The sequence below is a fragment of the Lacticaseibacillus pantheris DSM 15945 = JCM 12539 = NBRC 106106 genome (genome assembly GCF_001311175.1).
GTDB classification, from domain to species: Bacteria; Bacillota; Bacilli; order Lactobacillales; family Lactobacillaceae; genus Lacticaseibacillus; species Lacticaseibacillus pantheris.
The window spans coordinates 32,746-45,708 of record NZ_BBAI01000006.1 but is presented as its reverse complement, the minus strand read 5'-3'; the positions used below and the strand labels follow the sequence as shown (position 1 = coordinate 45,708).

Here is a 12,963-nt window from a genome sequence, read left to right as displayed (position 1 = left end):
TGCCTAACACAATAATGCCGATATTCCTAGGTTCGGGAATATCGGCATTATTGCGTTAGTGCTCGGGAGCTAACCGCATTGTGGTCCACTCTCCTCTTTGCGTACATAAACTATCAGAAATAATCATTCACCTGTGGCTCTGCGTCCTGTAACGCCCGGTCTAACCGTTGCGCCGCGTCTAGGTCGCCACTGCCCTCGCCCCTTTGCAGGAGGGTCGTTAAACTCGTGGTGCCCATCATGGCCTTGGTCAGCTGCTGAATCGAGACGCTGATATCCACCGAATCCGTGGTCCGCTCCACGGTCACCTTGCTGTCAGCCCGACTCAAAGACCACGTACCGTTATTCGCTGACAGCGTGTTATCCGTAACCGCAATCCGTACCGGTTCAAAGTCGTGCCGGTACGGATAACGTTGGCTAAAATCAGCCAGGTCAACAATCCGGGCCATCATGTACGGCGTCACCACCGTGACCACGGTATCCGGATTTGCAAACCAATCGCCATGGTAACGACTATCCGCCGACTCGTACCGCAATTGCGCAAAGGTGTTGCCGTGCCGGAACGTAAACGCGGCCAACTGCTCAAAGGCGGCCGTTGTGTTGGTTAACAACTTGTGCACCGTGAGCGTCGTCGCGGACCGCTTGTACACCATGTAGCCCTGCGCCACATCATGGTTGTCGTAGTAAACGGCGGCGTCCCACTGGTTCTTGAGCGTGAGGTAATCCCACCACCAGTCCTCACGCACGAGGCCACCGGACAGTTCCGCCCGCCTTTGCGCGTACAATGGCTTAATCACGGACAAAGCGTCCGCAAGGCTGCTCCGCACAACGCGGCCGGCTGCGGTTTGTGGGCGGTATTGCGGCACGTCACCACGGTTAATGGTGTAGGTCACGTGGTTGAACACCTGTTCATACCCAAAGCGGCGGTAATAACTATACGAGAACGGGGCCAGATACGACAGCGTTACGTGCTGCTCCAGCATGTCTGCCAACGCGGCTTTGATTAGCGTCCCCGCCCCACCGTGTCCGGAAAACTCGGGGGCCGTCATCACGTCGCCAATGCCGTTCATCCGGTAATCGACGCCGTGAAAATCCACCGTGAACGGCAAGCTATACAGCCCAGAGGTCAACGCCCCATCGTGCTGTATGCCGTAAATCCAGGCGTGAGCGTATCGGGCATTGAAGAACTGCCGCCGGGCGTCGGTATCCTGCCCGTTAAACGCGTATAAATACAGTTGGTAAAAGGCTGCGCGGTTGCTCGCCGCGTCTAAACGATAATTCGTCGTCATTTTTTTTCCTCCTCCAGGCCAACAACAAAACGTCTCTACTGATCCGCTGCGGTTACCTGCTTCTGCTCGTCCGTCAGCATCTGCTTTTCAGCCGCCTTGAGGAACGGGTAGTAGGCCGCGGTTGCGATCACCAACTCAACTGCGGACCAAACAGCGGCGCGCCAATCCCAGTTGGTGGCCATCAGGGGACCAATAATTGGCGGCATGGTCCACGGTACCATCGCGGACGGCGCCGAGACCCAGCCAATGCTCATCAACAGGAAACTCCCGGTTGCCAGCACCAATGGTACCACGATAAACGGAATCATGGTGATGGGATTCATAACCAGTGGGAACCCAAAGATGACGGGTTCGTTGATCTCAAACAGCGCACTCGGAAACGCGAGCCGCCCGAGGTCCCGATACGTCTTTGACTTTGAAAACAGCATCAGTAGCACCAACGTGATTGTCGCGCCGGTACCCCCAACGTTGACAAAGAGGCTGGAGAAACCCATCGCGGTGTTGTACGGCAGTGGTTGGTGGTGCGCCAGCGCCGTCGCGTTCGCGGTCAAGAACTGGAGGAAGATGGGATCCGCGATGCCCTCAAGCGTCATGTCCCCGTGAATCCCGCAGACCCATAGTAGCGAGACCAGCAACGTGTATACCAGAATGCCTGGCAACGTGTTCATCGCGAATAGCAACGGGTGGAAAATGGCTTGTACACCTGGTTAACGTCGATGCCGAGCGGTACACGGACCGTCCAGAACAATATCAAAATGACAAATCCCGGAATCAAAGCCACAAAGGAGTTCGATACGGCCGGCGGCACACCCGCGGGTAGCTTAATCACAATGTCGCGCTTCTTGAAAAAGTTGAAGATCGACACCGACACGAACGCCGTAATAATGGCAGTAAATAATCCGGACGAAGAAAAATTCGCCGTGTCGAGTGTGAACTTATCGTTAAACGACAACAGGATGAACGCCATCGTGGACAACCCTGCCCCCGAAATTGCGTCGACCCCTAATTCCTGTGACAACTGAAAACCAATCCCGATGACGGCCAGTAGGGAAATAATCCCGAACGACGCGTTCACCGCGACCCCCATCATCCCCACATAGGGTTTGATGAAGTGGGTCCACACCGGTATCGGTATGTTGGCCAGAATCATAAACACGGATCCAGAAATAATTGCGGGCAACGTGAGCACCAGACCATTACGAATCGAAACCAAGTACTTGTTGTTCCCGATTCGCGCCATTGGTGGCATCACGGTTGCCTGCAACCAATCCATAAACTTCTGCATAACTGCACCTCCTCATAAGGTACGCTTTGTTCTGGTCACGTTAACCATGGCCCAAAATAAAGCGCTTACTAGATAACAACACTTATGTTAGAGGTCTAGACCAAATCCGTCAATACATCGATTGCTGCCGATGGTATATACCAATTATACAGAATGATGGGGAGTTCAGCCTTACACGTATCGTGGGGTGGACAGCCAATTCGGCCAAAAAAAATTTTGCTAGTTAGATAAAAATGTCCCGCAAGCACAGCCTGCGGGGCATATCTGTTAGCCAATTGAATTGTCTATTTCTTTGCTGTCCTCGTCACTAAAAGCACTGGGACTGGTCCGCAAAAAAACGGCGCGTATAGTTCAGCAGCAAAAGCGCGGCAAAGGCGATAAAGAAGCCTATCAGTACCCACAAGTCCGTGCTCGGCCAATCACTCATCATGATGGTATGCCGCAAAGCGTCAACCGTGTAGCTGATGGGTAGGTATGGGTGTAGTCTTTCGAAGAACGTGCCGCTCAAAACGATCGGGTACGTTCCGGCCGAACTGGATAGCTGCAAGACCAGTAGTACCATGGCCACAAAGGATCCTAACTGCTTCAGCGCGAGGTTGAGCCAGGTAACCATGTTCATCAGGACTAACGCCGTCAGGACAATGACTAACCAGGTTGCGAAACCCTGCTCCGGCTTTAAACCTGCAATGGTGCGCAGGAATAGATACTCCAGTGTCCCACCCAGGACGGCCACGCCGTTGATAATGACCGACTTGCTGGCCCACCATTGCACACCATTTTTAGGCTTAGTGTGCGGGCTGACCGTGTCATACATCAGGTTGACCGCTAGCGCGAGCACGTAAAGAGCCACCCCCGCCATGTATGGTGCCATAGCCGTCCCGTTGTTCGGGACGGAATCGCGTTCGTACGCCTTTACGGTCGTCGGGCTAGTCAACATCTTGGTAGTGGCCTGCGTGACCTTCAGCTTCGGTACCGCGCTGGCACCGGCGTTCAGCTTCTTGGCTAAGGTTTGACTACCAGTGCTCAGACTGGCAGTCCCACTTTGTAGCTGGTTACTGCCGGAAACGAGTTGGCTCCCACCAGCCGCTAAAGTGCTGGCACCGGTTGCCAACTGACCAGCCCCCGTGCTTAACGTTTGGCCCTTGCTACTCAGGACGGCCAAACCAGAATTCAGGTTGGTCGCTCCCGCCAAAAGTTTCCCGGAACCGTTAGCCAGCTGCGTACTACCCGCCACTAGCTGTGTACTACCGGCACTGAGCTCCGCCGCACCATTCGCAATCTGCGTGGTGCCGGCGGTTAACCGGTCGGCACCCGTCGTGAGCTGGTCGAGCGCGGTACTAAGCTTGGACGATTGATCAGCCGACCCACTCAGGGTGGTCAGCGCCGACTGCAGCTGTGTCAGCAGGGGCTGCACGCTCGCCGACTGCTTGGCTGCCGTAGCACTATACGCACTTGTGGCTGCCGTCTGCAGCTGTGCGGTTTGGTCAGCGTTCAAGTTAAGTTGTGCAGCAGTCGCCGCCACGTTGCTCTTAGTTTGATCAATGGCTGCGCTCTGAGCCTGGCCCTCGGCGTTGAGGGTCTGGGCGGTCGCCTGCAACAATGTGGCCAACTGCTGACTAGCAGCACCAGTATTGCTGGCAGCCAAAGTCTGGGCAAACTGCTTGAGCTGCGCGCTAAACGCTGCGGACTGTGAAGCTAAAGTTTGGCTACCCGACTGCAAAGTTGCCAGGTTAGCACTGAGTTTCTGCGCCCCACTGCCCACACTTTGTGCACCACTCGCACTTTGCGCCAAGCCACCCGCCAGCGTCTGACTACCCGCGCTGGCAGAATGCACGCCAGCAACATATTCTGCACTACCACTAGCTAACTGACCCGCACTCGTTGCCAACCGCTGCTCGCCGTCAGCAGAAGTCTGCAGGCCACTGGTTAACTGCTGGCTACCCGATTGGAGTGTGGCACTACCCTTAGCCAGCTTTCCAGCACCGGTACTTGCCGTGGCCATCCCCCGCCCAACTTTGTTCAGCCCGGCCGCGAGGGTCTTAGTGTAGGCCGCGTTCAGTTGACCGTTCAATTGTCGCTGCATGTTGCTGGCAGCCGTAGTGGCGATTTTACCGGCAAAAAAAGTTATGGCCGGAGCTGGTTTCGAGATGAAGCTGGAGCTGCCGGGGATGCCGGGAAAACACCGTGGTTGCGTTCTTGGAAAAGTTGGCGGGAATGGTGTAAACACCGTAATACTTGCCCTGCTTCAACCCCTGGTGCGCTTTACGCGCCGACACCACCTCAAAATCCAGACTTTTACTATCCTTGAGTGTAGACGCCAAGTTATGGCCGAGCGTTAGCTTTTGACCGTTCATCGTCGCGGACTGATCGTGGTTCACTATGGCCACGGGGAGGTCCCCCGTCTTGCCGTACGGGTCCCACATTGATTTCAGAAAGGTGACCGCATATATTGATGGAATTAGCGCAATAATGATGAGTGCAACCAACAATAGGCGGTGGCTAGTAATGTACTTTAATTCAGCCTTCAGCATGCTAATACTTCCTCTCATTACCCCAAATCTTGGTTGATGAAAACGAGTCTAACATGTCTGCAGTTAACCCCAACCCATAAAAAAAATTTTTTTTGGGGTTTATGTCCCATTTATGGTTAAATTGTGGCGTAAGTTTTTTTTGCAACGGAGGACATTATGGCACAACAAAAACAGGATATCCGCGCAGCCCGAACTGAACAAGCCATTCGTACCGCGTTTGAAGAAATGATTATGCACCATGAACAACCGATTCGTGTAACCGCTTTGGCCAAAAAGACTGGTATTAACCGTAAAACTTTTTACCTCCACTACGACACCATCGAGGATCTGGTTAACACCTATGTCGATGATGCCCGCGTTGATTTACTTGACCGCCTTAGCCAGCACGCGGTCAAAGATTACTTAGCCGAACGGGGGTTACTGATTAATACCCTGACCGCCTTTTTCCTGGCCAACCAGGAGTTCTATTCGTACATTCTGTTTCAGGATGACCATTCTGGACGTATTCGCCAAATTCGCGATGACGTCTCCACCCGCATGGCTGAAGCCATCACGAAGGCAACGGACTATTCGCTTAACGACGCCACCATTATCGTCAGCTTTTCGGCCAACACAATTCTATCGTTACTCCGCTTGCGTCTAGCCGGTAAGCTGTCCCTAACGCCCGAACAGATTCGTGAAAAAAAGTGTCGAGCTTAGCGTTAGTGGCTTGCGAGGGGCAATGGGTTTGGATATTTAACGCGCGGGGTCCGTCGAGCATAATACAAATGTGGACCAACAGACCGCCCCATTAATCAGGAGCAATTCTGTTGGTCCACGGTGACATATTGAGGGACGGTTACTGCAGTGTGCACAGGAAGCTAAGCAAAGAACCACTGACTGGCTGCACTATAGACTTGCTCTACCGTATTGGGCTGATCATCACCAGGTAGGTCGTCACTACCTTGCATCCCGGTTCGTGCCAGTACGTAGCAAAGGCCTTGGTAACTTTCACGGTAGCCCGCGAGTTCAGCCGTATCAATCTTGATAGGTTGACCAGGGATGACGGGAATCAGTTCATCACGTTCGTAGATGCAGTCGCCATCCATAATCTTCCAGACACCGTCCTGCTTCTCCAATCGGGTGAAAATACGGGCATAGGATTGCAAATCGACCGCTTGCCCGTCGAGCTTAATCCTGGGTGACAGCATCATCACGGGCATTTCGCCGATAGCCTTGTTGCCATTAACCCAAACGGCAGTGTAATTGATCTTGTGCTTTGCACCACCACCGTTTGCCTGCGCCACTTTGGCAAAATAGCCCTTTGCTGGACCGTCATACCACGACACGTGAATCTGCGCATCATCGCTGTAACAGGCTGCCTCCTGCGCATACAGGCTGTTGTCACGCGTGTAGCGCTCATACTCGAGCAACTCGCGAATCTCGGCACGGTCGGCAACGGCCTGCTTATCCGTCTGATCCAAAGCAATATCATAGAATTTTTTTTTGTCGTCATAATGCGTGGCCCTCCTTATTGATTGCCATCATTATAGACAACTTTAGTAACCGAAAATAGCCGCGTTTGTTGTCCAACAGGGCCATTATGTCCCGTATTGGCCCAGGGCTTTGACCACCTAAGGGAAATTTCCGCAGGTAGCAGTGTTAATTTATCATAGCCGGCAATTAAGTTCACGCGGGTCATTTCAGGATGCACAAGTAACCCGTGTGCAGGACCCACACATTCCTCAGTTCGAATGACCCGATTATCCCCTCTATCGCTGTAACCTTTCAAACAAACTGTTCAGCAGCATGTTGGTGCAACGTTGATTAATGGCCACCAGGATATTTTGATCTAAGCTATTATTGAGGCAACACACAAAAGTTAGACAAGAAGTCTAAAAATTAAAGGACACTTCAGTTGCTCACTATCCCCATTTTACGGTTAATGAAGTCTGCTAATGCTGTTACCGTTTTTGTCTATCAGTCATCTTTAGGCGTTGATGACGGAGAACCGCTGTTGCGGGTGCTTGTTCTGTTCGATTTAGTCTAAGATTGCTGCCGCGAAGTTGCCAAACGAGATCAGCGACTTGTCTTCAACGGTGGGCGTCAATACCTGATCACCACCGAGTTTGAAACCAGTTTTTTCGCCGAGTTCAAAATCAGTGTTTGGCGTGACCGCCGTCCAGTTGACGTTCGTGACCCACTTGAGCATTTCAAATTTCCGGGATTGTTGCACCATTGCAGCCAGCCAAGGCGCACCAGCGAATTGCTTCTGGTTATCGGCCAAAAGCGTGGTTCCGTCAGCTTTCTCCAAGGTGGAGGAACCAATAACAAAGATCAATTTGGTCTTGTCATCTTCCGGAAACGCCTTAATCAGGTTTGCGGCAACGTCGATGTGCTGATAAGACTGTGGGGAAGCAAAGCCGTCCACAATGGCGTCCTAGCCAGATAAATCTTCTTTCGCCAAGGCTAGTGCGTCGTGTTCAACCACCTTGACAGCACTGTCGAGTTTGCCCTTATCTGGGGGGGATTAAGGCGTAGAATCGCCGTCACCTCGTGGTCCTGGCGCAACGCCCCAGCCGTCACTGCAGAGCCAACGTGGCCCGTAGCACCAATAATCGCAATTTTCATAGTTTAAAACTCCTTTGATTTACTTCTCAGAAATCATTATAGTTGTAACCTAATTTCCAGTCTAAAAAAATGGCATTGGTCCGCCTCCCTTGCAATCACATTAACAGATGTATGCGCAAAAAAATAAAAGCACCTAGACCAATTAAGGTCTAGATGCTTCACAAAACACATTAATTCTACCTGACGAAGAGCCTATTTTACCAGCACCTGTGAGCAAAACTAGATTAAATCAAACCAGCGTTTAGTAGCTAAGCTTTCATAATTTTCATGAACATAAGCTAATCGTCCTGTTGAGTCGGCCATAAACCAGAAACGCAACGGTTTGCCTTCATATGAGAACTCTATATTGGACTGCATAGCTGACGTGCGAATTTCAAATTCTGCAATTTGAGCATTGTTGAATACTGTAGTTTCCCCTTTATGTTTGCCACCGACGGCATGTACGTATATCTTATTTTCCGTAAAAACCATAACCACCGGATATTCAAAGAATGCACTGAAAAGTTGCGGTACATTCGATAACACGTTCCAGATTACTTCATTTTTTTAGTGGCTTAGTTGCAAATGCGTAGAGAAAATTGTTGTCATCGGGTAGTCCCAGATCGTTCATAACGTTTAAAGCGTCCTGGCGCGTAAATGCGGGCATTGGCCCACCCCCTTTGCCACCATTTTACCAGATGCATTGAGTAAAAAAAATCAGCCACCCATTGGAGGGTGACCGATTTGGTAAAACATTCGTCTGAATGCTGTTGTAGCAGCATTTCTCTGCGCGAATTAACGCTTGGAGAACTGACTAGCCTTACGAGCCTTCTTCAGACCTGGCTTCTTACGTTCCTTCATACGAGGGTCACGAGTCAGCATGCCGGCCTTCTTCAAGACAGCACGGAAGTCAGGGTCAACAGTCAACAGCGCACGGGAAATACCGTGACGGGTTGCGCCGGCCTGGCCGGTGAAACCACCACCATTAACGTTAACCAAGACGTCGTACTGACCCTTGGTTTCAGTCAAGTCAAATGGCTGGTTAATATCTTGAATCAAAGTGTTGAATGGCATGTATTCACTAGCATCTTTACCATTCATCGTAATCTTGCCGCTCCCAGGTACCAAACGTACGCGGGCTACGGAGTTCTTGCGGCGACCAGTGCCGCTGTATACTACGTCTGCCATGTGTATCCTCCTTAAATCAAGCCCTTGATGTCAAGCACTTCTGGCTTCTGGGCCTCGTGCTTGTGGTCAGCGCCTGCGTAAACATGCAGCTTCAGGAACTGCTGGTGACCCAGCGTGTTCTTGGTTGGCAACATCTTCTTAACGGCGTATTCAATCAAACGTTCTGGGTTGTTTTCACGCAAGTCGCCAGCGACTTCGTGCTTCAACCCACCTGGATGCTGGCTGTGGTGGTAGTAGATCTTGTCCGTAGCCTTACGACCCGTCAACTTAACCTTGCTTGCGTTGATAACAATCACGTTATCACCAGTATCTACGTTTGGTGTGAATGTAGGCTTGTTCTTACCACGCAGGATAGTGGCAACAACGGATGCCAAGCGACCAAGCGCAATGTCGGTAGCGTCGATAACGTACCACTTGCGGTCAATTTCACCTGGCTTGGCCATAAATGACTTACTCATGATGAGTTTCCTCCAATGTTCTGTGTTTGTTTGACACTAGTAAGATTCCGGGGCTTACGTGGGGCAAACAATACCAGCTAATATAATATCAAATATCACGGTGAACGTCAACGCGTCCAGGCGTGTTCTATCCTGAATTTGCCGCGAATCGACGGCGAGCATCCCCCCCCCGCAAAGTAGCCCAGTCACCGCCGCTACTTTGCGCGTCCAGATGCGATGCTAGATGGTCGCGCCCGCATTATTTCCCGGGTAATAAACCTGTTGCAGGTATAATCCGGATGCAGGCGCCGTCCCCCGCGCCTGCTGGCGATCCTTGGCGGCCAGCACGCGCTCAAAGTCGTGCAGATCCCGGCGGCCATTACCAATTTCTAGCGCCGTCGCGACCATAATCCGCACCATGTTGTACAGAAAGCCGTTACCATAGAACTCAAACCGCAACTCATTGTTGAGCGTGTCCTCGGTGCACGTGGCCTCGTAAATGGTCCGCACCTTATCCTCTATCTGTCCACCGCTCGCGGCAAAGCTCGTGAAGTCGTGCGTACCCACCAGGTCCCGTAACGCGGTCTGAATCCGTTGCGCATCCACTTTGTACGGATAGTGACCCGTGTACAAACGCTTGAGCGGGTCAGTGTACTTGCCTAGCGCCACCCGGTACATGTAGCGCTTGCCCACCGCTGAGTAACGGGCATGGAAATCATCCGGGGCATGCGCACACTCCAACACCAAAATGTCGAGCGGCATCATGCTGTTCAGCGCCGCAAGCATGTTGCGGTCCGGGATATCGATGGGCGTGTCGAAGGTGATCACTTGTCCCAGTGCGTGCACACCCGAGTCAGTCCGGCCGGAGCCGTCGACGTGGATGTAGGGCACCTTAGCCATCTTGGCGAGCGCCCGTTGAATCACACCCTGGACCGTGCGTTGATGTGGTTGCACCTGGTACCCCGCAAACTTGGTGCCGTCATATTTAACAGTAATTCGATAGTGAGCCAAACTTCAATTCCCCTTTGCACATCAATGTGTCCGCAAAACAATCAGTACTACGGTTACCGCCACCAATAAAATAGCGGCCACGACGTCCCCCCGATGGTAGGCCAAGGCCCGATAGCGGGTACGGCCGTCGCCGCCACGAAAACCCCGGGCTTCCATAGCCGTCGCCAAGTCGTCGGCCATGGAAAATGCCGACACAAACAGCGGAATGAACAGCGGAACAATCGACTTAAGTTGTTTAATGGGGCCGCCACTACCGAAGTCGACGCCCCGCGCTCGTTGTGCGTTCATCGTCTTGGTGGTCTGGTCCATCAGCGTAGGCACAAAGCGGAGCGCAATTGACAACATCAGTGCGAGTTCCGTTACCGGTACGTGGATTTTCTTCAGCGGCTTGAGGATGGACTCCACCGCGTCTGCGAGTCCCAGTGGCTGCGTGGTCAGCGTCAGTAACGTGGACGCAAAGATGATGAGCACCAACCGGCACAAAATGTACACGGCGTTCAGTACACCTTTGCTCGTCACGGTTAGCCATCCCCACTGCCACCAGACGTGTCCCCCGGTCGTGAAGAAGAGCTGCAGTAGCACCGTAAACAGAATTAGAAACATGATGGCCCGTAGTCCGCGGAGAAAGAAGCCCAAGCGCACGCGCGCCAGGGGCAACAGACCTAGCGTGAGCACAAATAATAGCGCGTAGGTAATCCAGTTATTTGCCAGGAACACGATGCCGATGTAATAGAAACACCCCAATAGCTTGGTGCGCGGATCGAGTTGGTGCACCGGCGAATTGCCGGGAATATAGCGTCCCAGTAGCATACTATTCATCAAGTGAGCCCCCTAACTGTGGTGCAAGCCCATCGGCGAGCTCCGCTAACGTCAGCGGTACGCGGTCAAAGTGAAAGCCCCGCTCGGTTAATTCTCCGGCCATCCGGGTAGTAGTCGGTAGCGCTAGGCTGTGCGCCTGTAACCACTCGGCATCCGCAAAAATCTCCCGCGGGGTGCCTTCCTTGACCAGGGCACCACCGTCCATGACGAGGACGTGTTCCGCAAAGTCGGCCACATCGTCCATCTGGTGCGTCACCAAAACGATGGTCAACCCTTGCTCCCGGTGCAATTGCGCAAACAGCGCCATCAAGTCGCGTCGGCCGGCAGGATCCAGCCCGGCGGTAGGCTCGTCTAGCACCAGTACGGACGGCTGCATTGCCAGCACGCCCGCAATGGCGACACGGCGCATTTGTCCACCAGAGAGGTCGAAGGGGGAACGCCCCAAAACATCGTCGGGTAACCCCACCAACTTGGCGGTGTCGGCAGCCAGCTGGGCGGCTTCGTCTTTGCCCATGCCGAAGTTTTCCGGACCAAAGGCAATGTCACGCTGCACGGTGGATTCAAAAAGCTGGCTTTCAGGAAACTGAAAGACCATGCCCACCTGCTGGCGTAGTGGCCGCAGGTGTTTGTTATTCGTTGTCGGGGTAATCACCCGGTCGCCAATCGTGACGGTACCCTCAGTCGGTTTCAGTAACGCGTTCAGGTGCTGTAGTAGGGTCGATTTACCCGAGCCGGTATGGCCGATAATAGCCGTGTATTCGCCACCACGAATTGTGGTCGACACGTCACGCAGACCCGCGCCCGCAAACGGCGTGCCGGCTGGTAGGTATAGCTTACATGGTCGAACGTAATGTCCATAAGTAATCCACCAGTCCTTTCTCCGTAAAGTATTCGTTCGGCACCTGAATGCCGCGGCCCCGCAACGCCGCTTTGAGTTGCTCCGGATACGGTACGTCCAGTCCGTTATCGGCCAGTTCGTGTCCGCGGGTAAAAATCTCCGCGGGCGTGCCAACGTCGGCCACCTCACCGTGAGCAGCATGATAATCCGGTCGGCACGCGCCGCTTCGCTGAGGTCGTGCGTAATGGACAAAACGGTCATGTGGCGCTCATGCTGCAACTGCGTCACCAGGTCGATGACCTCACGGCGTCCGGCCGGGTCCAGCATTGATGTGGCTTCATCGAGAATGATGATATCGGGTGCCTGCGCCACAATGCCGGCAATCGCCACCCGTTGCTTTTGCCCACCAGAAAGCCGGGCCGGTTCACGCTCGGCAAAGTCGCTCATGTTGACAGCAGTCAGGGCCGCAGCCACACGTTCGTGCATCTCTTCCCGGGGCACCGCACGATTTTCCATTCCAAAGGCAATATCGTCCGCAACGGTAGCACCGACAAACTGGTTATCCGGATTTTGGAAGACCACCCCGACATGATCACGGATATCCCACACGTGTTCATCGTCCAGTGGTAAACCGCTCACCGTCACGTGACCACTGGTAACCTGGCCCCGCTCTGGTTCGAGTAATCCGATAATGTTGCCAGCAAGGGTGCTCTTACCACTACCATTACGGCCAATAATGGCAACCCATTCGCCAGGTTGAATGCTCATCGAGACGTGCCGTAAAGCATCTTGTTCAGCATCCCGATACCGGAACGATAGGTCCTCAATATTAATGACTGGTTCCAAACGCGGCACCCCTCTCACTGGTCTTAGTCTGTATGTTTAACCCAATTATGATAACACAGGCACGGGTACTGTTGACAGCGACGGTTATGGTATCGACGTCGGCCTCACATTCATTTGTGGGTACCAAAAAGGC

At 53.0% G+C, this 12,963-nt stretch carries 14 protein-coding genes and 2 pseudogenes; 1 reads left to right on the top strand and 15 read right to left on the bottom strand.

Annotation, left to right across the window (positions count from 1 at the left end; all coding sequences use genetic code 11):
• Positions 1-113: 113 nt before the first annotated feature.
• The 5 genes from JCM12539_RS03670 to JCM12539_RS03655 all read right to left on the bottom strand — a co-directional run bounded on the left by JCM12539_RS03670 (position 114) and on the right by JCM12539_RS03655 (position 5,102).
• A complete protein-coding gene (locus tag JCM12539_RS03670) occupies positions 114-1,286 on the bottom strand; it encodes a GNAT family N-acetyltransferase (RefSeq protein WP_054649337.1) in 1,173 nt (390 codons plus the stop codon).
• Positions 1,287-1,321: 35 nt separating this feature from the next.
• The gene (locus JCM12539_RS14540; protein ID WP_263849737.1) at positions 1,322-1,954 is read right to left on the bottom strand and encodes a PTS sugar transporter subunit IIC; all 633 of its coding nucleotides are present in this window, start codon (positions 1,952-1,954) and stop codon (positions 1,322-1,324) included.
• Entirely contained in the window at positions 1,951-2,571 is a 621-nt protein-coding gene (locus tag JCM12539_RS14535; RefSeq protein ID WP_263849736.1) for a PTS transporter subunit EIIC, read from the bottom strand. The genes JCM12539_RS14540 and JCM12539_RS14535 overlap by 4 nt, the downstream gene beginning before the upstream one ends.
• Before the next feature lie 307 nt (positions 2,572-2,878).
• Entirely contained in the window at positions 2,879-4,654 is a 1,776-nt protein-coding gene (locus tag JCM12539_RS03660; protein ID WP_054649335.1) for a YhgE/Pip family protein, read from the bottom strand.
• A gap of 25 nt (positions 4,655-4,679) precedes the next feature.
• Entirely contained in the window at positions 4,680-5,102 is a 423-nt protein-coding gene (locus JCM12539_RS03655) for a YhgE/Pip domain-containing protein (protein ID WP_054649333.1), read from the bottom strand.
• Positions 5,103-5,258: 156 nt separating this feature from the next.
• On the opposite strand from JCM12539_RS03655, the gene JCM12539_RS03650 reads away from it, so the two are divergent.
• The gene (locus JCM12539_RS03650; protein ID WP_054649331.1) at positions 5,259-5,801 is read left to right on the top strand and encodes a TetR/AcrR family transcriptional regulator; all 543 of its coding nucleotides are present in this window, start codon (positions 5,259-5,261) and stop codon (positions 5,799-5,801) included.
• Between the two features lie 161 nt (positions 5,802-5,962).
• Here JCM12539_RS03650 and JCM12539_RS03645 read toward each other — a convergent pair whose 3' ends face one another.
• The 10 genes and pseudogenes from JCM12539_RS03645 to JCM12539_RS13860 form a co-directional block, all read right to left on the bottom strand.
• The gene (locus JCM12539_RS03645; protein WP_054649329.1) at positions 5,963-6,565 is read right to left on the bottom strand and encodes a nuclear transport factor 2 family protein; all 603 of its coding nucleotides are present in this window, start codon (positions 6,563-6,565) and stop codon (positions 5,963-5,965) included.
• 557 nt (positions 6,566-7,122) lie between these two features.
• The gene (locus tag JCM12539_RS03640) at positions 7,123-7,512 is read right to left on the bottom strand and encodes an NAD(P)-dependent oxidoreductase (RefSeq protein WP_082405320.1); all 390 of its coding nucleotides are present in this window, start codon (positions 7,510-7,512) and stop codon (positions 7,123-7,125) included.
• 38 nt (positions 7,513-7,550) lie between these two features.
• Positions 7,551-7,712, bottom strand: coding sequence for an NmrA family NAD(P)-binding protein (locus JCM12539_RS13065; RefSeq protein ID WP_156302039.1), 162 nt, complete (start codon positions 7,710-7,712; stop codon positions 7,551-7,553).
• Between the two features lie 219 nt (positions 7,713-7,931).
• Positions 7,932-8,237 (bottom strand): hypothetical protein, encoded by a 306-nt coding sequence (locus JCM12539_RS03635; protein ID WP_156302037.1) that lies wholly within the window; start codon positions 8,235-8,237, stop codon positions 7,932-7,934.
• Between the two features lie 249 nt (positions 8,238-8,486).
• Positions 8,487-8,879, bottom strand: coding sequence for a 30S ribosomal protein S9 (rpsI, locus tag JCM12539_RS03630; RefSeq protein WP_054649325.1), 393 nt, complete (start codon positions 8,877-8,879; stop codon positions 8,487-8,489).
• An 11-nt stretch (positions 8,880-8,890) separates the two neighbouring features.
• A complete protein-coding gene (gene rplM, locus JCM12539_RS03625; protein ID WP_054649323.1) occupies positions 8,891-9,337 on the bottom strand; it encodes a 50S ribosomal protein L13 in 447 nt (148 codons plus the stop codon).
• Between the two features lie 219 nt (positions 9,338-9,556).
• Positions 9,557-10,327 carry a tRNA pseudouridine(38-40) synthase TruA gene (gene truA, locus JCM12539_RS03620; RefSeq protein WP_054649321.1) on the bottom strand — a complete coding sequence of 257 codons (771 nt, stop codon included), beginning with the start codon at positions 10,325-10,327 and terminating at the stop codon, positions 9,557-9,559.
• A 21-nt stretch (positions 10,328-10,348) separates the two neighbouring features.
• Positions 10,349-11,146: an energy-coupling factor transporter transmembrane component T family protein gene (locus tag JCM12539_RS03615; protein WP_056956650.1), complete on the bottom strand. Its 798-nt coding sequence runs from the start codon at positions 11,144-11,146 to the stop codon at positions 10,349-10,351.
• A pseudogene (locus JCM12539_RS13865) lies at positions 11,139-12,004 on the bottom strand (energy-coupling factor ABC transporter ATP-binding protein). Before JCM12539_RS13865 ends, JCM12539_RS03615 begins: the two are co-directional and overlap by 8 nt.
• Positions 11,980-12,830, bottom strand: a pseudogene (locus JCM12539_RS13860) (energy-coupling factor ABC transporter ATP-binding protein). The pseudogenes JCM12539_RS13865 and JCM12539_RS13860 overlap by 25 nt, the downstream one beginning before the upstream one ends.
• Positions 12,831-12,963: the final 133 nt, after the last annotated feature.

Bases quoted from the DNA above. Each gene is read 5' to 3' on its own strand.
- JCM12539_RS03650 (WP_054649331.1), top strand. From the start codon at position 5,259: ATGGCACAACAAAAACAGGATATCCGCGCAGCCCGAACTGAACAAGCC.
- JCM12539_RS14535 (WP_263849736.1), bottom strand. From the start codon at position 2,571: ATGCAGAAGTTTATGGATTGGTTGCAGGCAACCGTGATGCCACCAATG.
- JCM12539_RS03660 (WP_054649335.1), bottom strand. From the start codon at position 4,654: ATGCAGCGACAATTGAACGGTCAACTGAACGCGGCCTACACTAAGACC.
- JCM12539_RS13065 (WP_156302039.1), bottom strand. From the start codon at position 7,712: ATGAAAATTGCGATTATTGGTGCTACGGGCCACGTTGGCTCTGCAGTG.
- JCM12539_RS03670 (WP_054649337.1), bottom strand. From the start codon at position 1,286: ATGACGACGAATTATCGTTTAGACGCGGCGAGCAACCGCGCAGCCTTT.
- rpsI (WP_054649325.1), bottom strand. From the start codon at position 8,879: ATGGCAGACGTAGTATACAGCGGCACTGGTCGCCGCAAGAACTCCGTA.
- JCM12539_RS03615 (WP_056956650.1), bottom strand. From the start codon at position 11,146: ATGAATAGTATGCTACTGGGACGCTATATTCCCGGCAATTCGCCGGTG.
- JCM12539_RS14540 (WP_263849737.1), bottom strand. From the start codon at position 1,954: ATGAACACGTTGCCAGGCATTCTGGTATACACGTTGCTGGTCTCGCTA.
- JCM12539_RS03655 (WP_054649333.1), bottom strand. From the start codon at position 5,102: ATGCTGAAGGCTGAATTAAAGTACATTACTAGCCACCGCCTATTGTTG.
- rplM (WP_054649323.1), bottom strand. From the start codon at position 9,337: ATGAGTAAGTCATTTATGGCCAAGCCAGGTGAAATTGACCGCAAGTGG.